Annotated in this window: 14 protein-coding genes and 1 rRNA gene; 7 read left to right on the plus strand and 8 right to left on the minus strand. The window is 69.9% G+C overall.

The window, feature by feature from the left end; all coding sequences use genetic code 11:
• Positions 1 to 138 precede the first annotated feature (138 nt).
• From SD460_RS39335 to dnaE, 4 genes are all read right to left on the minus strand, one after another.
• Positions 139 to 1660: ribosomal RNA gene (locus tag SD460_RS39335) — 16S ribosomal RNA — on the minus strand.
• A gap of 357 nt (positions 1661 to 2017) precedes the next feature.
• On the minus strand, positions 2018 to 3193 hold the full coding sequence (locus SD460_RS39340) for a low temperature requirement protein A (RefSeq protein WP_290062325.1): 1176 nt from the start codon (positions 3191 to 3193) through the stop codon (positions 2018 to 2020).
• Positions 3194 to 3613: 420 nt separating this feature from the next.
• Complete coding sequence (locus SD460_RS39345) at positions 3614 to 5089, minus strand: MFS transporter (RefSeq protein ID WP_290062324.1); 1476 nt, start codon at positions 5087 to 5089, stop codon at positions 3614 to 3616.
• Between the two features lie 67 nt (positions 5090 to 5156).
• Entirely contained in the window at positions 5157 to 8744 is a 3588-nt protein-coding gene (dnaE, locus tag SD460_RS39350) for a DNA polymerase III subunit alpha (protein WP_290062323.1), read from the minus strand.
• A 680-nt stretch (positions 8745 to 9424) separates the two neighbouring features.
• Between dnaE and SD460_RS39355 the strand changes: the two genes are divergently transcribed.
• The 6 genes from SD460_RS39355 to SD460_RS39380 are packed head-to-tail and all read left to right on the plus strand — an operon-like array spanning position 9425 to position 16202.
• Positions 9425 to 10072 (plus strand): FadR/GntR family transcriptional regulator, encoded by a 648-nt coding sequence (locus tag SD460_RS39355; protein ID WP_290059256.1) that lies wholly within the window; start codon positions 9425 to 9427, stop codon positions 10070 to 10072.
• Entirely contained in the window at positions 10069 to 11487 is a 1419-nt protein-coding gene (locus tag SD460_RS39360) for an amino acid permease (protein ID WP_290059255.1), read from the plus strand. The genes SD460_RS39355 and SD460_RS39360 overlap by 4 nt, the downstream gene beginning before the upstream one ends.
• Positions 11484 to 12401, plus strand: a complete 918-nt coding sequence (locus SD460_RS39365; RefSeq protein WP_318307501.1) for an asparaginase — start codon at positions 11484 to 11486, stop codon at positions 12399 to 12401. The genes SD460_RS39360 and SD460_RS39365 overlap by 4 nt, the downstream gene beginning before the upstream one ends.
• Positions 12398 to 13789: an aspartate ammonia-lyase gene (gene aspA, locus SD460_RS39370; protein ID WP_290059253.1), complete on the plus strand. Its 1392-nt coding sequence runs from the start codon at positions 12398 to 12400 to the stop codon at positions 13787 to 13789. The genes SD460_RS39365 and aspA overlap by 4 nt, the downstream gene beginning before the upstream one ends.
• A 55-nt stretch (positions 13790 to 13844) precedes the next feature.
• Complete coding sequence (locus SD460_RS39375) at positions 13845 to 15470, plus strand: CocE/NonD family hydrolase (protein ID WP_318307502.1); 1626 nt, start codon at positions 13845 to 13847, stop codon at positions 15468 to 15470.
• A gap of 30 nt (positions 15471 to 15500) precedes the next feature.
• Positions 15501 to 16202 (plus strand): hypothetical protein, encoded by a 702-nt coding sequence (locus tag SD460_RS39380; protein ID WP_290059251.1) that lies wholly within the window; start codon positions 15501 to 15503, stop codon positions 16200 to 16202.
• A gap of 4 nt (positions 16203 to 16206) precedes the next feature.
• Here SD460_RS39380 and SD460_RS39385 read toward each other — a convergent pair whose 3' ends face one another.
• Positions 16207 to 16959: a metallophosphoesterase gene (locus tag SD460_RS39385; RefSeq protein WP_318307503.1), complete on the minus strand. Its 753-nt coding sequence runs from the start codon at positions 16957 to 16959 to the stop codon at positions 16207 to 16209.
• Positions 16956 to 17588, minus strand: coding sequence for a GntR family transcriptional regulator (locus tag SD460_RS39390; RefSeq protein WP_290059249.1), 633 nt, complete (start codon positions 17586 to 17588; stop codon positions 16956 to 16958). Before SD460_RS39390 ends, SD460_RS39385 begins: the two co-directional genes overlap by 4 nt.
• Before the next feature lie 47 nt (positions 17589 to 17635).
• Between SD460_RS39390 and SD460_RS39395 the strand changes: the two genes are divergently transcribed.
• The gene (locus tag SD460_RS39395) at positions 17636 to 18805 is read left to right on the plus strand and encodes an aminotransferase class V-fold PLP-dependent enzyme (protein ID WP_290059248.1); all 1170 of its coding nucleotides are present in this window, start codon (positions 17636 to 17638) and stop codon (positions 18803 to 18805) included.
• On the opposite strand, the gene SD460_RS39400 is transcribed toward SD460_RS39395, so the two are convergent.
• Together SD460_RS39400 and SD460_RS39405 are read right to left on the minus strand one after the other, a co-directional pair.
• On the minus strand, positions 18802 to 19740 hold the full coding sequence (locus tag SD460_RS39400; RefSeq protein ID WP_290059247.1) for an SDR family NAD(P)-dependent oxidoreductase: 939 nt from the start codon (positions 19738 to 19740) through the stop codon (positions 18802 to 18804). The two genes, SD460_RS39395 and SD460_RS39400, sit on opposite strands and share 4 nt — an antisense overlap.
• A gap of 40 nt (positions 19741 to 19780) precedes the next feature.
• Positions 19781 to 20917 (minus strand): acyl-CoA dehydrogenase family protein, encoded by a 1137-nt coding sequence (locus SD460_RS39405; protein ID WP_290059246.1) that lies wholly within the window; start codon positions 20915 to 20917, stop codon positions 19781 to 19783.
• Positions 20918 to 20933 lie beyond the last annotated feature (16 nt).

The following is a 20933-nucleotide window of genomic DNA, read 5'->3' on the forward strand; positions in this document are numbered from 1 at the left end:
ACTTGGCATCGAACTCATCCACCGTCGCCGGCGATAACCAGTAGTTCCACAATTCCTTGAGCAACCCCGGCAACACCACAGGCGGGTGTTAAACCGTGGCCACTCCCAACCGTAGCTGGGATGTGTTGTGCTCCTTAGAAAGGAGGTGATCCAGCCGCACCTTCCGGTACGGCTACCTTGTTACGACTTCGTCCCAATCGCCAGTCCCACCTTCGACCACTCCCTCCCCTTACGGGGTTGGGCCATGGGCTTCGGGTGTTACCGACTTTCATGACGTGACGGGCGGTGTGTACAAGGCCCGGGAACGTATTCACCGCAGCGTTGCTGATCTGCGATTACTAGCGACTCCGACTTCACGCAGTCGAGTTGCAGACTGCGATCCGAACTGAGACCGGCTTTAAGGGATTCGCTCCACCTCGCGGTATCGCAGCCCTCTGTACCAGCCATTGTAGCATGTGTGAAGCCCTGGACATAAGGGGCATGATGACTTGACGTCATCCCCACCTTCCTCCGAGTTGACCCCGGCAGTCTCCCACGAGTCCCCGCCATAACGCGCTGGCAACGTAGGATAAGGGTTGCGCTCGTTGCGGGACTTAACCCAACATCTCACGACACGAGCTGACGACAGCCATGCACCACCTGTACACCAACCACAAGGGAAGCCCCATCTCTGGGGATGTCTGGCGCATGTCAAGCCCAGGTAAGGTTCTTCGCGTTGCATCGAATTAATCCACATGCTCCGCCGCTTGTGCGGGCCCCCGTCAATTCCTTTGAGTTTTAGCCTTGCGGCCGTACTCCCCAGGCGGGGCGCTTAATGCGTTAGCTACGGCACGGACAACGTGGAATGTCGCCCACACCTAGCGCCCAACGTTTACAGCGTGGACTACCAGGGTATCTAATCCTGTTCGCTCCCCACGCTTTCGCTCCTCAGCGTCAGTATCGGCCCAGAGACCCGCCTTCGCCACCGGTGTTCCTCCTGATATCTGCGCATTTCACCGCTACACCAGGAATTCCAGTCTCCCCTACCGAACTCAAGTCTGCCCGTATCGACCGCACGCTCCACGTTAAGCGTGGAGATTTCACGGCCGACGCGACAAACCGCCTACGAGCTCTTTACGCCCAATAAATCCGGACAACGCTCGCACCCTACGTATTACCGCGGCTGCTGGCACGTAGTTAGCCGGTGCTTCTTATCCAGGTACCGTCACTTGCGCTTCGTCCCTGGCGAAAGAGGTTTACAACCCGAAGGCCGTCATCCCTCACGCGGCGTCGCTGCATCAGGCTTGCGCCCATTGTGCAATATTCCCCACTGCTGCCTCCCGTAGGAGTCTGGGCCGTGTCTCAGTCCCAGTGTGGCCGGTCACCCTCTCAGGCCGGCTACCCGTCGTCGCCTTGGTAGGCCATTACCCCACCAACAAGCTGATAGGCCGCGGGTTCATCCTGCACCGCCGGAACTTTCAACCACCCACCATGCGGTAGGTGGTGATATCCGGTATTAGACCTCGTTTCCAAGGCTTATCCCAGAGTGCAGGGCAGATTACCCACGTGTTACTCACCCGTTCGCCACTCATCCCCACCCGAAGGTGGTTCAGCGTTCGACTTGCATGTGTTAAGCACGCCGCCAGCGTTCGTCCTGAGCCAGGATCAAACTCTCCAACAATGAATAGTTTAATCGAGGCAAATTTTACTTGCTCTCAAAGGAACCTCATACGAGGTTTCATATATAAGCTCTACTGGCTTAGTTCACTAGCACACTGTTGAGTTCTCAAGCAACACACTTCGGACCGCCGCGCCGCGAAGCGCCTTGGTCTTCGGCATTTTGTTTCAAGCTTTGTTCCAGGGATACCACCCTGGTTCGGGACCACCCACTCTACCACGACTGTGGGAGCTTGGTTCGTGTTCCCGGCGGCCACCCGGTTTCCCTGGCGACTTGGAGAACTTTACATGGCCTCCGAACCCCCTCGCACAGGGGGGTCCCTTTTATCGCGTCAGGCCGCTGACCTGCACCGATCCGCGCTCACCCCGGCTGGGGCTCCCCGTGCGTCGCGACGACCGTCAGCGCGACGAGCGCGGCCGCCAGGAGCGCGGTGACGTGGATGGGCGCCGGCGTGAAGGACGCCGCCAGGACGAGGACCGCCGTCACCGGGAAGCCGATGGCGATCGGGCGGCACTCGTTGGTCGGGCCGATGTGCAGCAGCCACACGCTCAGCAGGAAGACCGCGACCGGCACCGTCGTCGGCAGCGCCGCGGCCACCCCGCCCAGGTGCAGCGTCCCCGTGTCGTAGGCGACCGCGACCTCGAGCCCCGCGCCCACCGCCGCGGCCGACGCGAAGATGAAATAGTGGCCGTAGCCCCAGCTCATCGACGTGAACATGGTCGGGCGGCGGACGAGCCGCGCGTGGCCGGGGCGGTCGAAGTACAGCCACCACATCGAGAACACCAGCACGAGCGCGGCCGCGGCCAGCGAGATCAGCGCGCCGAGGTGGCCCGGCTCGGCGGTCCCCTCCTTGAGCGCGTTCGTCGCGCTGAGGATCACCTCGCCGAGCACGATCAGGGTGAACAGGCCGTACCGCTCGGCGATGTGGTGGGGGTGCCACGTCGTCCCCTTGCGGCGTTCCGCCCACACCGGCACGGCCAACTCCACGACGGCGAACACGAAGAACGCGGGCACCTGGACGCCGTGCGGCACCCACAGGAAGGCGATCCACAGCGCCTGGGCCACCGCGATGCCGCTCGCGTACCGCAGCGCGGCCGGGCGGCAGCCCGGGTCGGACCGCGCGGCGCGCAGCCACTGGACCACCAGCGCCAGCCGCATCAGGACGTAGCCCGCGACCATCAGCCGGAAGTCGCCTTCGAAAGCGCTCGACACCGCCGCCGCGACGGTCAGGCCGCCGGCGATCTGCACGAGCGTGGCCAACCGGTACGGCACGTCGTCGGTGTCGAACGCCGAGGCGAACCAGCTGAAGTTCAGCCAGCCCCACCAGATCGCGAAGAACACCATCGCGAACGAGAGGACGCCGTGGCCGGTGTGGCCTTCGGCGAGTGCGTGGTGCAGCTGCGCGGCCGCCTGGCCGACCGCGACCACGAAACAGAGGTCGAACAGCAGTTCCAGCGGCGTCGCGACGCGGTGGTGCTCATCGCGGTCACGGGATCGCATGGGACGGCGCCACACCCGGGTCGGCTGCTCGGTCATCGGTGCTCCCCGGGCTCGTGCCAGTCGGACGCCGCCATCTGAACATGATCACGAGCCGGGACGGAAGCACGACACGAAGAACGGACGGGCCCGGTTCCCCCTCACCCGGGCCCGCCCGCGCCGTCACGCGCCGGCGGCACCGGCGGGCAGCCCTTCCGCGAGTGCCGGACGGTCCCCCGCGGACGCCGACGACTCACTGGACGGAAGGTGACCGAGTGTGTCCATTCCCTCGAACTCCGGACGCCTCGATCGCTCGAGCCGGTCACCCCATCCCCGGGTGGCCGACTGATTGCCACTGTCGGTAGCCGAAGCCGCGCAGTGAAGGCTCCATAAGATCTACCCGGTTGCTCTGCGTAGCACCAGGGAATTCCCGCGCGCGTCACCCGGATGGAGCATCGCGAATCTGCGGAAAGTAGTGTCTCAGCTCCGGTGGACGTCCGCGGCCGAGGTTTCGGCCTCCCGCGCCTCGCGCTCCTCTACCGAGGCACGCTGCCGGCGCGCCCGGAGCTCGGCGACCGACAGCGCCAGCGCACCGCACGTCACGACGGCCGCGCAACTGAGCGACACGGTCAGCGCCACCGGGTACGACGACCCCGCGCCCACGACCGCGCCGAACACCGAAGCGAGCACCGCGGTGCCGATCGCGGTCCCGATCCGCTGCCCGGTCTGCAGCGCGCCACCGGCGACGCCGGCCATCCGGACCGGCACGCATTCGAGCGTCAGCGTCGTGTTCGGCGAGATCACCATCCCGCCGCCCACGCCCGCGAACAGCAGTGGCAGCGAGAAGGCCCAGCCGGACGCCGCGGGCGGGACCAGCTCGGCGAGCACCGCGACGGCCAGCAGGCCGAGGGCGACCGTGCCCAGCCCGGTGACGGTGAGCAGCCTGCCGAAGCGGGGCACCAGTCGTCCGGCGACGGCCGCGGACACCGCCGAGCCGAGCGCGAACGGCGTCACCGAAAGCCCGGACTGCAGCGGCGAGTAGCCGAGGCCCTGCTGGAAGAACATCGCGAAGACCAGCCAGATCCCGGCGAACCCGCAGAAGTAGAGCGCGCCGACCGCCGCGCCGGTGGCGTAGCCGGGGGTGCCGGTGAACAGGCGGGTGTCCAGCAACGGCGGCCGGCCGCGCCGGACCACCGAGTGCTCCCAGCGCACGAAGGCGACCCCGAAGACGAGCGCGACGGGGAACAGCCACCACAGCCGGGTGAGCCCGCCCTGGTCGGATTCGACGACCGGGAGCAGGACGCCGAGCACGGCGACGGCGAGCAGCACGATGCCGGCGAAGTCGATCTCCGACCGGATCCTGAGCCGCTTCTTCTCACTGCGCGGCAGCAGCCGCAGGGCCAGCGCGAACGCGAGCACGCCGATCGGGACGTTGACGTAGAACACCCAGCGCCAGCCGTCCTGGGCGCCGAAGATCGCGATGATGGCGCCGCCGAGGATCGGGCCGACCGCCGTCGAGATCCCGACGACCGCGCCGAACATCCCGAACGCGCGGCCGCGCTCGGCACCGCGGAAGAGGTCCTGGATGAGCCCGGTGTTCTGCGGCGTGAGCATGCCCGCCGCGACGCCCTGGGCGAGCCGCGCGATGACCAGCGTCGTCTCGTTCGGGGCCGCGCCGGCCAGCGCGCTCGTGAGGACGAAGGCGGCGAGGGCACCGAGGAACATGGTGCGGCGGCCGAACGCGTCCCCGAGGCGCCCGCCGGTGACCAGGACCAGCCCGAACGCCAGCGCGTACCCGGACACGACCCAGCGGATCCCGCCGCTGCTCGCGTGCAGCCCGGACTGCATCGACGGGAGGGCGACGTTGACGATGCTGACGTCGAGCAGCCCCATGAACCCGGCCGTGAGCGAAACGGCCAGCGCTTTCCAGCGGCGGGGATCGGGTTCGTGAGTCATCCCGCTCAGCAAACACGAAAGGCGGAGTCCGCGCGCGTTGTGCGCGCGGACCCCGCCTTGCCGTGGCTCACGTCGAAGCGGTGATCCCGCGGATGCCCTTGAGCTCGCCGATCAGCATCGAACTGACCTTCACCGGGTAGTCGTGGAGCGCGAACAACGTCTGGCTGCGCCCCACCAGCTTGAGGTGGACCATCGTTTCACCCTTGTGGGCGAGCAGCGTGGACCGCAGTTCGCTGACCACCGACTGGTCGATCTTCTCCGCCGCGGCCAGCAGGACCAGCGGCGGCTCGTCGTCGCCGTTGCCGGTGCCGACCTCGGACAGGTCGAGTGTCGCGAGGCCGCCGCCGAAGATCGACATCTTGTCCTCGCGCCAGTTGACCCGGCCCTTGACCAGCACGGCGTTGTCTTCGATCAGCTCACTCGAGAACAGCGCGTACGACTTCGGGAAGAACAGCACCTCGAGCGAGGCGTCCATGTCCTCGACCGTGCAGATCGCCCAGGGCTCGCCCTTCTTGTTGACCCGCCGCTCGAGCGACGTGATCAGCCCGGAGATCACGATCTCGCCTTCGCGCGGCGGATCGGCGAGGATCCCCGCGATCGGCTTCGGGGCGTGCTTGCGCAGGATCCGCTCGGCGCCGTCGAGCGGGTGCGCCGAGACGTACAGGCCGAGCATCTCGCGTTCGTAGGCGAGCAGCTGCTTGCGCGGGTACTCCTCCTCGCCGAACTTCAGGTGCGCGAGCGGCGAAGACGACGGAGCCGCCTCGCCGTCGTCGCCCCCGAAGCCGAACAGGTCGAACTGGCCCATCGCCTCCTGGCGCTTGAGCGGGACGACGGCTTCCACCGCGTCTTCGTGGACCTGGATCATCGACAGCCGGGTGTGGCCGAGCGAGTCGAACCCGCCCGCCTTGATCAGCGATTCGATGACCCGCTTGTTGCAGGCCACGAGCTCGGACTTGTCGAGGAAGTCGGTGAAGGAGGCGTACTTGCCCTTCTCCTCGCGGGTCTTGATGATCGACTCGACGACGTTCGCGCCGACGTTGCGGACGGCACCCATGCCGAAGCGGATGTCGTCCCCGACGGCCGCGAACCGCAGGGCCGATTCGTTGACGTCCGGCGGGAGCACCTTGATGCCGAGGCGGCGGCACTCGGACAGGTAGACCGCCGACTTGTCCTTGTTGTCGCCGACCGAGGTCAGCAGCGCCGCCATGTACTCCGGCGTGAAGTTGGCCTTGAGATACGCCGTCCAGTAGGAGACCAGGCCGTACGCGGCCGCGTGGCTCTTGTTGAACGCGTAGCCGGCGAACGGGAGGATCGTGTCCCAGAGCGCCTTGACGGCCTCGGCGGAGAAGCCGCCGGGGACCAGGTCGCTGGCCTTCATGCCGGCTTCGAAGCCCTCGTACTCGAGGTCGAGGACTTCCTTCTTCTTCTTGCCCATCGCGCGGCGGAGCACGTCCGCGCGCCCCATGGTGTACCCGGCCACCTTCTGGCCGATGTGCATGATCTGCTCTTGGTACACGATCAGGCCGTAGGTGTCGGCCAGGATCTCCCGCAGCGGCTCGTCGAGCTCCGGGTGGATCGGCTTGACCTTCTGCCGGTTGTTCTTCCGGTCCGCGTAGTCGTTGTGCGCGTTCATGCCCATCGGGCCGGGGCGGTAGAGCGCGCCGACCGCGACGATGTCGTCGAACACCGTGGGCTCCATGCGGCGGAGCAGGTCGCGCATGGGGCCACCGTCCAGCTGGAACACGCCGAGCGTGTCGCCGCGGGCGAGCAGCTTGTAGGTCTCCGGGTCGTCGACGCCCAGGGTGTCGAGGTCGATGTCGATCCCGCGGTTGGCCTTGATGTTGTCGATCGCGTCACCGATGACCGTCAGGTTCCGCAGGCCCAGGAAGTCCATCTTCAGCAGGCCGATGGCCTCGCACGACGGGTAGTCCCAGCCGGTGATGATCGAGCCGTCGTCACGCTGCCAGAGCGGGATCGCGTCGGTCAGCGGGTCGCACGACATGATGACCGCGCAGGCGTGCACGCCCGCGTTGCGGATCAGGCCCTCGAGACCGCGGGCGGTCTCGAAGATCGTCTTGCACTCTTCGTCGGTCTCGACCAGCGCACGGACCTCGGCGGCCTCGCCGAAGCGCTCGTGCTTGGGGTCGACGATGCCCGAGAGCGGGATGTCCTTCGCCATGATCGGCGGCGGCAGCGCCTTGGAGATCTTGTCCGCGATCGCGTAGCCCGGCTGCCCGAAATGCACCCGGGCGCTGTCCTTGATCGCCGCCTTCGTCTTGATGGTGCCGAAGGTGATGACCTGGGCGACCTTGTCCGCGCCGTACTTGTCGGTCGCGTACCGGATCATCTCGCCGCGCCGGCGGTCGTCGAAGTCGATGTCGATATCGGGCATCGAGACGCGCTCGGGGTTCAGGAACCGCTCGAACAGCAGCTTCTGCGGGATCGGGTCCAGGTTGGTGATGCCGAGGACGTACGCGACGAGCGAGCCGGCGGCCGAACCACGGCCCGGGCCGACCCGGATGCCGACGCGGCGCGCGTAGCTGATGAGGTCGGCGACGATGAGGAAGTAGGCCGGGAAGCCCTTCCCGATGATGACGTCGAGCTCGATCTCGATCCGCTCGTTGTAGTACTCGTCCGGCACGCCGTCCGGGAAGCGCCACTTGAGACCGCGCTGGACCTCTTCGCGCAGCCAGCCGCCCTGGTCGTAGCCCTCCGGCACCTCGAAGAACGGCAGCCGGTCCTTGTGCGCGTAGACGTCGTCGTAGGACTGGACGCGCTCGGCGATCATCAGCGTGGTGTCGGCCGCGCCGGGGACCTCCTTGTCCCAGTATTCGCGCATGTCCGCGGCGGACTTGAGGTAGTAGCCGTCGCCGTCGAACTTGAACCGCGTCGGGTCGTTGAGGGTCTTGCCCGCCTGGACGCACAGCAGCGCCGAGTGCGTGTCCGCCTGGTCCTTGGTGACGTAGTGCGAGTCGTTCGTGGCGAGCGGCTTGAGGTCGAGCAGGCGGCCGACCTCGAGGAGGCCCTCGCGGACCGACCGCTCGATCGGCAGGCCGTGGTCCATCAGCTCGAGGAAGAAGTTGTCCGCGCCGAAGATGTCCTTGTAGTCGGACGCGGCCTGGATCGCCGCTTCCTTCTGCCCCAGCCGCAGCCGGGTCTGCACCTCGCCGGACGGGCAGCCGGTGGTGGCGATGATGCCTTCGTGGTTCTCCGAGATGAGCTCGCGGTCCATCCGCGGCTTGCGGTAGTAGCCCTGCATGCTGGCCAGCGAGGACAGCTTGAAGAGGTTCCGCAGGCCGGTGGCGTTCTCGGCGAGCATGGTCATGTGGGTGTAGGCACCGGCGCCCGAAACGTCGCCGCCCTCACCCAGCTCGTCGGCCCCACGCTGGTTCGACTGACCCCAGAAGACCGGCTTCTTGTGGAAGCGGCTCTCCGGCGCGACGTAGGCCTCGATGCCGATGATCGGCTTCAGGCCCGCCTTCTTGGCCTGCTGGTAGAACTCGTCGCCGCCGTACATGTTGCCGTGGTCGGTCATCCCGACCGCGGGCATGCCGAGGCGTGCCGCCTCCGCGAAGAGAGGGGCGATCTTCGCCGCACCGTCGAGCATCGAGTACTCGGTGTGGACGTGCAGGTGGACGAAAGAATCGTTCGACACCAGCGAAAACCTCCCCTGTGTGGATGGGACCGGCGCGCCCGGGTCCCCCAGCCTATCCCGCACTCGCCGGACTCGATTTTGCACCTCTGGAGGCCGCGCCGGGCGCGCGACGCGCCACCGTTTCGGGCGGTGGTGATCACGGCACGGGCTGCGTCCGGGCGGTCACGCGGCGCTGGGTGGCGGAGCCCGGGTGGGCGGGGGCGTGTGGCCGCGAATGACTCATTCGCGGCGCTGGAGGTCAGGGTCCCGGCAAAGTCGCGGTGGTCCGGTACCCCAGGCCGGTCCCGCGCCGCTCGCGACGTCCTGAAGGGGACCCGCGACTTTGCCGGGACCCTGTCGCCGGAGGTCCCGAATGAGTCATTCGCGGCTCCGGGCGGGCGGGGCGGCGCGTGGCGGCGCAGCAAAGAGAGGCGCGGCTGCGCGGGCAGGCAAGCCGGCCGTGGAGCGCGGCGCGACCGGGCGCACGGCAAGTGGGGCACCTCCGAGACGACGTGAATGACTCATTCCTGTCGTCGGACGACAGGAATGAGTCATTCACGTCATCCGCCCGGGACCGGTGAGGTGAGCCACACCCGCCGGGCCCCGCGTTGACAGCCGCAGCCCCGGCACCGAGCATCCCTCCCATGAACCTGTCTGACAGCCAGACAGCCGGACAAGGTGGTCCTCGCCGGGTGAGTGCCATGGAAGCCGTGCTGGCCCACCTGCGGCAGCTCATCGAGCGCGGCGACTACCCCGTCGGCGCCAAGCTTCCCTCCGAAGCGTCCCTGAGCAGGGAGTTCGAGGTCAGCCGCTCGGTCATCCGCGAAGCCCTCCGCGGTCTGCAGGCGCTCGGCATGACCGAGTCGAAGACGGGTAAAGGCACCTTCGTGACCGCCGCCGGACCCGCCGACAACCCGACCTTCGGGCCCTACTCCGCCCGGGACCTCATCGAGGTGCGCCGGCACGTCGAGATCCCCGTCGCCGGCTACGCCGCGCTGAGACGGGACCAGGACCACCTCGATCTGCTCGGCCACCTCGTCGAGCGGATGGACGCCGAGACCGACAACACCGCGTGGGTCGCGCTCGACTCGCTCTTCCACATCACCATCGCCCAGGCCTCGGGCAACCCCGTGTTCGGGAAGGTGATCGAAGAGATCCGGGACGCGCTCGCCCGCCAGTCCGCGTTCCTCAACCAGCTCGGCGACCGGCGGCGGCAGTCGAACGCCGAGCACCGCGCGATCGTCACGGCCATCGAGCGCGGTTCCGAAGAACAGGCCGTCGCGGCCATGACCGCGCACCTCGAGCACGTCGAGGCCACCCTGACCAGCATCGTGAACGGGGACCAGTGACCGAACAGACCCTCACGCCGTCCGCCGACGCGGGCGACGCCGGCTACCAGAAGGCGCTCAAGCCCCGGCACGTGAACATGATCGCGATCGGCGGGGCGATCGGCACCGGCCTGTTCCTCGGCGCGGGCGGCCGGCTCGCCCAGGCCGGGCCCGCGCTGGCGATCGTCTACGCCGTCTGCGGGCTCTTCGCCTTCTTCGTCGTCCGCGCGCTCGGCGAGCTCATCCTGTACCGGCCTTCCAGCGGCGCCTTCGTCTCCTACGCCCGCGAGTTCATGGGCGAGAAGGGCGCGTACGTCGCCGGCTGGATGCACTTCCTCAACTGGTCGACCACCGGCATCGCCGACATCACGGCGATCGCGCTCTACGCGCACTTCTGGTCGTTCTTCTCGCCGGTCCCGCAGTGGGTGCTCGCGCTGATCGCGCTCGCCGTGGTCCTGACGCTGAACCTCGTCTCCGTGAAGCTGTTCGGCGAGATGGAGTTCTGGTTCGCCATCGTCAAGGTCGCCGCGCTCGTGCTGTTCATGGCGATCGGGATCTTCCTGCTGGTGACGCAGACGCCGATCGACGGCGCCGCGCCCGGCCCGCAGCTGATCACCGAGCACGGCGGGATCTTCCCCACCGGGCTGCTGCCGATGGTGCTGATCGTGCAGGGCGTCGTGTTCGCCTACGCCTCGGTCGAGCTGGTCGGCGTCGCCGCCGGCGAGACCGAGAACCCGGAGAAGATCATGCCGAAGGCGATCAACTCCATCATGTGGCGGATCGCGGTGTTCTACGTCGGCTCGGTCGTGCTGCTGGCGATGCTGCTGCCGTGGAGCGCCTACTCGAAGGACCAGAGCCCGTTCGTCACCGTGCTCTCGCACCTCGGCGTGCCCGCCGCGGACAGCGTGATGAACCTGGTCGTGCTCACCGCCGCGCTGTCCAGCCTGAACTCCGGCCTCTACTCGACCGGCCGCATCCTGCGGTCGATGGCGACGGCGGGCTCGGCGCCGAAGTTCACCGGCGTGATGAACCGCAACCACGTCCCCTACGGCGGGATCCTGCTCACCGCGGCCGTCTGCGTGCTGGGCGTCGGGCTCAACTACGTCGTGCCGAAGGACGCCTTCGACATCGTCCTGAACTTCGCCGCGATCGGCATCCTCGCCACCTGGGCCATCATCGTGCTCTGCCACCTGCTCTTCGTCCGCAAGGCCGAGCGCGAAGGCCTCGAACGGCCGTCGTTCCGGCTGCCGTTCTCGCCGTACACCGAGATCGCGACGCTGGTGTTCCTCGCCGCCGTCGTCGTCCTGATGGGCTTCGACGAGACCGGCCGGATCACCCTCCTCGCGCTCCCGGTGATCCTCGTGGCGCTGGTCGTCGGCTGGTTCGCTGTGCGCAAGCGGATCGACATGCGCGCGTTCGACGAGGAGGGCGTGTGAGCCACGAACCCCTGGTCGAGCTGATCCGGGACGGCCTGGTCGAAGGCGTGCACCACGGCTCCCTGGTGGTGCTCGCCCCGGACGGCACGACGCGGTTCGCCGCGGGCGACCCGGACGCCGTGATGTACCCGCGGTCCACGGCGAAACCCCTGCAGGCCACGGCGATGGCGCGGCTCGGGCTGCTCCTGTCCCCCGCCGGGTTCGCCATCGCCGCGGCCAGCCACTCCGGCGAGCAGGTGCACCTCGACGCCGCTTCCGCGGTGCTCGACGGCCACTCCCCCGACGAGCTGGGGAATCCGGCCGACTTCCCGTACGACCCCCTCGAGCGCGACCGCTGGCTCGCCGGGGGACGGGCGCCGAGCCGGCTGGCGCACAACTGCTCCGGCAAGCACGCCGCGATGCTCAAGACGTGCCGGCTCAACGGCTGGGCCGTCGACGGCTACCTCGACCCGGCCCACCCGCTGCAGCGCGCGATCGCCGCGACCGTCGAGGACCTGACCGGCCGCGGCATCGAGCGGGTCGCGGTCGACGGCTGCGGCGCGCCGCTGTTCGCGACGACGTTGCGCGGCCTCGCGACCGCCGTCTCGAAGCTCGCGACCGCCGCGCCCGGCACGCCCGAGCACCTGGTCGCGGACGGGATCCGGACGCACCCGGAGCTCGTCGGCGGCAGCCGCCGCGACGTCACCGCCGTCATGCGCGCGGTGCCGGGGCTGATCGCGAAGGACGGCTTCGAGGCCGTCCAGGTCGCCGCGCTGCCCGACGGCACGGCGATCGCCTTCAAGATCGCCGACGGCGGTGACCGGGCGCGGTACCCGGTGCTGGCCGCGGCGCTGAAGCTGTGCGGGATCGACGTCCCGCCCGGCCCGGACAACCTGCGTTTCACCGGAAACCTCTCTGTGGGGAGCCTGCGATGACCACCCGCCGCGAACACGACCTGCTCGGTGACAAGGACGTCCCGGCCGACGCGTACTGGGGTGTGCACACCGCCCGCGCCCGCGAGAACTTCCCGATCACCGGCACGACGATCTCCGCCTACCCGCACCTGATCGAGGCGCTGGCCGCGGTGAAGGAAGCCGCGGCGCGCGCCAACGCCGAGCTGGGCCTTTTGGAACCCGAGATCGCCGACGCGATCCGCGCCGCGTGCCGGGAAATCCGCGAAGGCGCGCTGCACGGCGAGTTCGTCGTCGACGTCATCCAGGGCGGGGCCGGGACGTCGACCAACATGAACGCCAACGAGGTGATCGCCAACCGTGCGCTGGAACTGCTCGGGCACGCCAAGGGCGACTACCACGTCGTGCACCCCAACGAGCACGTCAACCTGAGCCAGTCGACCAACGACGCCTACCCGACCGCGGTCAACGTCGCGACGATCCTCGCCGTGCGCGAGCTGGCCGAGTCGATGGTCGTGCTCGAGAAGGCGTTCGCGGCCAAGGCCGTCGAGTTCCACGACGTGCTGAAGATGGGCCGCACGCAGCTGCAGGACGCGGTCCCGATGACGCTCGGCCAGGAGTTCGGCACCTACGCGGTGATGCTCGGCGAAGACCGGCTGCGGCTGAACGAAGCCGTCGCGCTGCTGCACGAGATCAACCTCGGCGCGACCGCCATCGGCACCGGCCTCAACGCCGCGCCGGGCTACGCCGAAGCCGCGTGCCGCCACCTGCGCGAGATCACCGGGCTGCCGGTCGTCACCGCCGCGGACCTGGTCGAAGCCACCCAGGACTGCGGCGCGTTCGTGCACCTGTCCGGCGTGCTCAAGCGGATCGCCGTCAAGCTCTCGAAGAGCTGCAACGACCTGCGGCTGCTGTCCTCGGGCCCGCGCGCCGGGCTCAACGAGATCAACCTGCCGCCGGTGCAGGCCGGGTCGTCGATCATGCCCGGCAAGATCAACCCGGTGATCCCCGAGGTCGTCAACCAGGTCGCATTCGAGGTGATCGGCAACGACGTCACGGTGACCATGGCCGCCGAAGCCGGGCAGCTGCAGCTCAACGCGTTCGAGCCGGTCATCCTGCACGCGCTGTCGGAGAGCATCACGCACCTGGGCGCGGCCTGCCGGACGCTGGCCACGAAGTGCGTTTCCGGGATCACCGCGAACGTCGACGTGCTGCGCTCCTACGTCGAGAATTCGATCGGGCTGGTGACCGCGCTCAACCCGAGCATCGGCTACGCGGCCGCGACGGAGATCGCGAAGGAGGCGCTGGCCACCGGCCGGGGCGTGGCCGAGCTCGTCGTCGAAAAGGGCCTGATCCCCGCCGAAGAGCTGGCCCGGCTGCTGCGTCCCGAGACGCTCGCGCGCGCGAACTGAGGTACCGTCGGATCCGGAAGGACCGACTCCACTTCGGATGACCGGGAGACGCCCCGTGCTGGACCGACTTGTCGACAAGCTGTTCGGGCTCCCGCGTGCCGAAGGGCCGAAGCCGGTCGTGACGCGCGACCTGGCCGCGCCGATGCCCGACGGCGTCACGCTGCTGGCCGACCGGTGGGCCCCGGCCGGCACGACGTCGGCGCCGGTGGTGCTGATCCGCACGCCGTACGGGCGTTCGGGCCTGTTGGGGCGGCTCTTCGGCGACACGTTCGCCCGGCACGGGCTGCAGACGGTCGTCCAGAGCACCCGCGGCTCGTTCGGCTCGGGCGGTGAGTTCCGGCCGTTCCACCTCGAGCGCGAGGACGGCGTGGCGACCGTGGAATGGCTGCGCGCCCAGCCGTGGTGCGACGGCCGGGTCGCCATGGCGGGCGCCAGCTACCTCGGGCACACCCAGTGGGCGGTCGGCCCGTACCTCGACCCTCCGCTCGAGGCGATGTGCCTCGGGGTGACGGCGTCGGAGTTCGTCTCGACGTTCTACCCGGGCGGCGTGCTCGCGGCGGACAACATGGTGTCGTGGTCGGCGATGATCGGGCGGCAGGAAGAGCGGTTCGCCGCGCTGCCGAACCCGGTCCAGAAGCGCAAGACCCGCCGCGCGATGGCGCACCTGCCGCTCAGCGGCGCCGACGTCGCCGCGATCGGGAAGCCGGTGCAGTTCCTCCAGGACGTCACCTCGCACTTCGTGCCGGACGACGACTACTGGGTGATGTCCGACCACAGCGCCGAAGTCGCGAAGCTCGACGTCCCGGTGTCGATGGTCACCGGCTGGTACGACCTGTTCATCCGGGGGCAGCTGCGCGACTTCCGGACGCTCGCCGAAGCGGGCAAGGAGCCGCGGATCACCATCGGGCCGTGGGCGCACGGCGAGCCGGCGAGCATGGGCCCGATGATCCGGGACCAGCTCGGGTTCCTGCGCGCACACCTGCTCGGCGACCGCGCCCAGCTGCAGCGCTCGCCGGTCCGGTTGTTCCTGCAGGGCGCGAACTCCTGGCTCGACTTCGAATCCTGGCCGCCGCCCTCGACGCCGACCGCGTCCCACCTCCGGCCGGTCGGCGGGCTCGGCGAGACCGCGGACGAGGCGCGCCCGACGACGTTCACCTACGACCCGGCCGACCCGACCCCGGCGGTCGGCGGCCCCCTGCTCACCGGCGAATGGAAGCAGCGCGACAACCAGGAAGTCGAGGCCCGGCCGGACGTCCTCGTCTTCACCGGCGAACCGCTGCCCGCGGACCTCGACGTCATCGGCGAGGTGGCCGCGACCGTGCACGTGCGCACCGAGCTCGGCCACGCCGACGTCTACGTCCGGCTCTGCGACGTCGACCCGGACGGCGTGTCCCGCAACGTGACCGACGGGATCCTGCGGCTGCGCCCGGGTTTCCCGTCGGCCGACGAGGAAGGCGTGGTGACGGCGGAGGTCGGCCTCGACCCGACGGCCTACCGCTTCCGCCGCGGCCACCGCCTGCGCGTCCAGGTCGCGGGCGGCGGCTTCCCCCGCTTCGCCCGCAACCACGGCACGGGCGAACCGGTCACGTCGGCGGTGGACGGCAAGCCGAACCGCTTCGAGGTCTTCCACGACGCGGCCCGCCCGTCCCGGATCACCCTCCCGGTGTTCAGCGGCTCGTAACGCCGGGGCCGTGGTCGCCGACCTACGCGCGTGACTGGATCGCGCACCCGGAAGATCGTCGCCGCGCTGAGCGCCGGCCTGCTGCTCACCGCGGGCTGTGACGGCGGCCGGCCGGAGGCGAGCCCGTCGTCGGCGACGGCGACCGAAGCACCGACGACGTCCGAGACGCCGACGGACACGACCGCGCCCAAGTCGAGCGAGCCGGAAACCACCACCGAGGAAGAGACGATGACCGCCGCCGAAGAGGCGAGCGAGCCCCCGGCGGGCTCCTACGAAGTCACCCTCTCCGGTTCGGTCGAGGGCCGCTCGTTCCGCCGGTCCGCCACCCTGCGCGTCGTCGAGACGATCTCCTCGACCGGCACCACGAACGACATCAACCCGGTGGACGTCTGCCTGGCGTCGGGCAACCCGGCCGCGCAGCCGCAGCTCGGGGCGATCCGGTTCGGCTCGAACTCCGGCTGCCTCCCCGGCACCGCGGCGGCGGACCTCGACCTGGCGGAGGTCGACGCGGACGGCGGCGAGATCACCGTCGAACCCGTGGAGAACGTGGCAGCGACCGGGGGCAACCTCTTCACGGCGTCGACGAGCGTCGCGGCGTGCCCGTACTACCCGGTGTCGGGACGGCTGCGCGTGACGATCGACGGCGGCGACGTCTCCGGGAGCGTCGAGGTCACCGGGTACGGCGGCGCGTTCTGCGGCAAGACGGCCTACGACGCGACGATCTCCGGCTGAGCCGTCAGCACGGGACGACGCGCTGGTGGCTGGTCACCCGGCCGTCGTCGTGCAGGACGTGCAGCAGCAGCGACGGCGGCCGCTCGTGGTCGAGCGGGCCGCCGTCGGCCCAGCCGCGGCCCCCGCCCGGCTCGGCCGGGAGCAGCGACTGCGAAACCACGCCGGGCGCGATCCGCAGCGGCACGCCCGCGAACGTCGTCGACGCGCCCGTGTGGACGTGCCCGGCCAGCAGCGCCACCACGCGCGGGTGCCGGGCGAGCACCGCCGCCAGCCGCTGCTCGCCCGACTGCCGGATCGCGTCCACCAGCGGGACCCCGACCTCGACCGGCGGGTGGTGGAACGCCACGAACGCCGGGCCGTCGCCGCCGGAAAGCACGCCGTCGAGCCAGTCCAGGGTCTCGTCGGCGAGGAAACCCTCGCCACGGCCCGGGATCGTCGAATCGCACAGTGCGAAGAGCACGCCGCCGACCTCGTGGGCCTGGTCGATCGGGCCGTCCGACGGCGACGCCCCGAGCAGCCCAGCCCGGAAAGCCGCCCGGACGTCGTGGTTTCCCGGGCACACCAGCACCGGCGCCGGGTGCTTCAGCAGCTCCGCGGCGCGCGCGTACTCCGGCGGCGCGCCGTGGTCGGCGATGTCGCCGGTGACGACGACGGCGTCGACCGCGAGATCGGCCAGGTAGTCCATGACGGCGGCAACGCGTTCTTCGGCCCGCGGCTCGCCGTCGAGGTGCAGGTCGCTCAGGTGCGCGATGATCATCTTTCGTCCTTCCCCAGGTAGGCCAGCGCTTTCACCCAGTTGCGGACGAGCACCGCGGACGCGGTCGCCAGGTCGCCGTCGCGCAGGGCCGCCGCGATCCGGCGGTGCTCGCCGATGCTCTCGCCGGCCCGGCCCGCACCGCCGAAGTAGCACGACTCGTAGCGCTTGAGCAGCGGTTTGGTCTGCCCGATCAGCCGCAGCAGGTGCGGGTTGGGGCAGCGGGACAGCAGCAGCGCGTGCCACCGGTCGTCCACTTCGGACAGATCGCCGCCGTCGGCCAGCACGGCGTCCATCTCGCCGGCGACGGCGTCGAGCGCGTCCGGCAGCCCGGCCAGCTCCAGCGGCGACGTCCAGCGCAGCGCGAGGGCTTCGAGCTCGGCGACCAGCGGGTAGAGGCGGCGGGCCTCGTCCGGGTCGAACGGCGGCACGAGGAAGCCGCGGCCGGGCGCGGAGACGAGCAGGCCGCGGTCGGCGAGCCCGATCAGCGCCTCCCGCAGCGGCGTCCGGCTGACGCCCAGCTCGCGGGCCAGGTGCACCTCGTTGACGCGGCTGCCGGCGGCGAGCCTGCCGTCGAGCACGCGGGTGGTGATCTGCTCGATGAGGTCGCTGCGCAGCGGGGTCCGGGCCATGACCGGCAGTATTGCATACAGTACCTATCTACTGTATTCAGTTGGGTATGGACTTCGACGTCGAACGCGCGCGCCGTGAGACCCCTGGCTCCGCCGAGGTGGTCCACTTCAACAACGCGGGCTCCGCGCTCCCGCCGTCCATCGTGACCGACACCGTCGTCGACTACCTGCGCCACGAAGCGCTGGCCGGCGGCTACGAGGCGATCGCCGCGGCATCGGACCGGCTGGACGCCGTGTACGCGTCCGCGGCCCGGCTGGTGGGCGCGGAACCCGACGACATCGCGCTCACCGACAACGCGACGCGGTCGTGGCAGGCGATCTTCTACGCGCTGCCGTTCGGCCCCGGCGACCGGATCCTCACCTCCCGCGCCGAGTACGCCAGCAACGCCATCGCCTTCCTGCAGGTCGCCAAGCGCACCGGCGCGGTCGTCGAGGTGATCGGCGACGACGCGTCGGGGCAGCTGGACGTCGAAGAGTTGCGACGGCGAGTGGGCGACGACGTCAAGCTGATCGCCGTCAGCCACGTGCCCACCCAGGGCGGGCTGGTCAACCCGGCCGAGGAGATCGGCGCGATCGCCCGGGCCTCCGGGATCCCGTTCCTGCTCGACGCCTGCCAGTCGGCGGGCCAGCTCGACCTCGACGTCGCCCGCCTGAACTGCGACGCGCTGTCGGCGACCGGCCGCAAGTACCTGCGCGGCCCGCGCGGCACCGGCTTCCTCTACGCGCACCCGCGGCTGCGGGAGCGGCTGGAGCCGGCGATGCTCGACCTGCACTCCGCGAGCTGGACGGCGCCGGACGAGTACGTCGTCGACCCGACCGCCAAGCGCTTCGAGGTGTGGGAAAAGGACTTCGCCGCCGTGCTCGGCCTCGGCGCGGCCATCGACTACGCGCTCGGCTGGGGACTGCCGGCCATCGAAGCCCGGGTCACGTCCTTGGCCGCGACGCTGCGCGAACGGCTGACCGACGCCGGCGCCCGCGTCCACGACATCGGCGCCCGCCAGTGCGGCATCGTCACCTTCACCGTCGAGGGCACCCCGGCCAAGGAGATCAAGGCCCGGCTGGCCGAAGCCGGCATCAACACGTCGGTGTCTTCGCGGACGTCGGCCCAGTACGACTTCACCGCGCGCGGCCTGCCGGACCTGGTCCGCGCGTCGGTGCACTACTACAACACCGAGGACGAGATCGACCTGCTGGTGCGGCAGGTGGAGAAGCTCTAGAAGGCGTCGACCCCGGTGAGCTCGGCCGAAACCGCCCACAGGCGCTCGGCCAGGACCGCGTCGATCGCGTAGTCCTTGACGCCGGCCCGCACGTCACCGGCGGGCTCCGCGACGTCGCAGTCCTCGAGGTACAGCCCGCCAAGGCCGTCGAGCCGCGGGGACGTCGCCGCCCAGACCTGCGTCGCGGCGCCCTGCTCCGGCGTCTTCGCGCCGCCGGTGACCCGGCCTTCGGCGTCCACCATCCCGGCGTCGACCAGCTCCTGGCGGTCGAGGTGGCGGACGAGGTCGGTCAGGATCCGGCCCGGGTGCAGGGCGAACGCGCGGACGCGGTCACGGGCCAGCTTGTCGAGCCGGACCGCGAAGAGCACGTTCGCCGTCTTCGCCTGGCCGTAGGCGAGCCACTTGTCGTAGCCCCGGCGGAATTCGAGGTCGTCGAAGCGCACCGGGCCGTAGTGGTGGCCACGCGAGGACACCGAGACGACGCGGGCGCAGTCGCCGAACGCGGGCCAGAGCCGGTTCACCAGCGCGAAGTGGCCGAGGTGGTTGGTCGCGAACTGCGCCTCCCAGCCCGGTCCGACGCGGGTCTCCGGCAACGCCATGATGCCGGCGCTGCCGATGAAGACGTCGATCCCCCGGCCCGACGCGAGGAACCGCTCGGCGAAGGCGCGGACGCTGCCGAGGTCGGCCAGGTCGAGTTCGTCGACCTCGACGTTCCCGAGTCCCCGCAACGCTTCTTCGGCCGTCGCGCGCCGGCGGGCCGGGACGACGACGTGCGCACCCGCCCCCGTCAGCGCGCGGGTCGTCTCCAGGCCGATGCCCGAGTAGCCGCCGGTGACGATCGCGAGCTTGCCGGTCAGGTCGATCCCCGCGACGACCTCGGCCGCGGTGGTCCCGGCCCCGAACCCGGAGCCGATCTTGTGCTGTGCGGTGGTCATGCCGCCGACAGTAAGAGCTGGAGTGAACTCCAGCGCAAGTTCAGTCCTTCAGCAGCTGACGCGCGATCACGAGCTTCTGAATCTCGCTGGTGCCCTCGTAAATGCGGAACAGCCGTGCGTCCCGGTAGATCCGCTCGACCGTCACGCCGCGGACGTAGCCCATCCCGCCGTGCACCTGCACCGCGCGGTCGGCGACCCGGCCGAGCATCTCCGTGCAGAACAGCTTCGCCGACGACGGGCCGAGCTTGCGGTCCTCCCCCGAGTCGTACTTCGCGGCGGCTTCGTGCACCATCGCGCGGCCGGCCGCCAGCTCCGCGTGCGACTCCGCGAGCAGCGCCTGGACCAGCTGGTATTCGCCGATCACCCGGCCGCCCTGGCGCGCGGTCCGCGCGTACTCGACGGCTTCGGACAGCGCGCGTTCGGCCATGCCGACGCACAGCGCCGCGATGTGCAGCCGGCCGCGGGCGAGCGAGGCCATCGCGATGCCGAACCCCTTGCCCTCCTCGCCGACCAGCGCGTCGGCGGGCAGCTCGACGTCGTCGAAGACCACCTCCGACGTCCACGCGCCGGCCTGGCCCATTTTGGCGTCGTGCGGGCCGACCGTGACGCCGTCCGCTCCGGCCGGAACCAGGAACGCCGAGATGCCCCGGCTGCCGGTGCTGTCGAGGTCGGTGCGCGCGAAGGCGACGAAGACCTCGGCGAGCGGCGCGTTCGTGATGAACCGCTTGGTGCCCGAGAGCCGGTAGCCCTCACCGTCGCGAACGGCGCGGCTGGTCAGCCCGCCCGGGTCCGAACCGGCTTCGGCCTCGGTGAGCGCGAACGACGCGATCGCCTGGCCGGCGGCCAGCCGCGGCAGCCAGCGGGTGCGCTGCTCCGGCGTCCCGTAGTGCACGATCGCCTGGCCGGCGATGCCGTTGTTGGTGCCGAACAGGGACCGGAACGCGGGCGTCGTCCAGCCGAGCTCGATCGCGAGCCGGACGTCTTCGGCCATGGCGAGGCCGAGTCCGCCGTACTCCTCCGGCAGCGCCCAGCCGAACAGGCCCAGTTCGGCCGCTTTGTCCCGGATGCCGGCCGGGATCTCGTCGTGCTCGTCGATCTCCGCCTCGCGCGGCACGACCTCCTTGCGCACGAACTCCCGCACCGCGTCGAGGACCTGCCCGAAAACGTCCGCGTCCATGCGTCGCACGGTACCC

The sequence above is a fragment of the Amycolatopsis solani genome (genome assembly GCF_033441515.1).
In the GTDB taxonomy this organism is placed as follows: domain Bacteria; phylum Actinomycetota; class Actinomycetes; order Mycobacteriales; family Pseudonocardiaceae; genus Amycolatopsis; species Amycolatopsis solani.

What these genes read in the sequence shown, in the direction of transcription:
- SD460_RS39345 (WP_290062324.1), bottom strand. Translation starts at nt 5,089, where the DNA reads ATGACTCACGAACCCGATCCCCGCCGCTGGAAAGCGCTGGCCGTTTCG.
- SD460_RS39405 (WP_290059246.1), bottom strand. Translation starts at nt 20,917, where the DNA reads ATGGACGCGGACGTTTTCGGGCAGGTCCTCGACGCGGTGCGGGAGTTC.
- SD460_RS39395 (WP_290059248.1), top strand. Translation starts at nt 17,636, where the DNA reads ATGGACTTCGACGTCGAACGCGCGCGCCGTGAGACCCCTGGCTCCGCC.
- SD460_RS39340 (WP_290062325.1), bottom strand. Translation starts at nt 3,193, where the DNA reads ATGACCGAGCAGCCGACCCGGGTGTGGCGCCGTCCCATGCGATCCCGT.
- SD460_RS39355 (WP_290059256.1), top strand. Translation starts at nt 9,425, where the DNA reads ATGGAAGCCGTGCTGGCCCACCTGCGGCAGCTCATCGAGCGCGGCGAC.
- SD460_RS39390 (WP_290059249.1), bottom strand. Translation starts at nt 17,588, where the DNA reads ATGGCCCGGACCCCGCTGCGCAGCGACCTCATCGAGCAGATCACCACC.
- SD460_RS39400 (WP_290059247.1), bottom strand. Translation starts at nt 19,740, where the DNA reads ATGACCACCGCACAGCACAAGATCGGCTCCGGGTTCGGGGCCGGGACC.
- aspA (WP_290059253.1), top strand. Translation starts at nt 12,398, where the DNA reads ATGACCACCCGCCGCGAACACGACCTGCTCGGTGACAAGGACGTCCCG.
- SD460_RS39385 (WP_318307503.1), bottom strand. Translation starts at nt 16,959, where the DNA reads ATGATCATCGCGCACCTGAGCGACCTGCACCTCGACGGCGAGCCGCGG.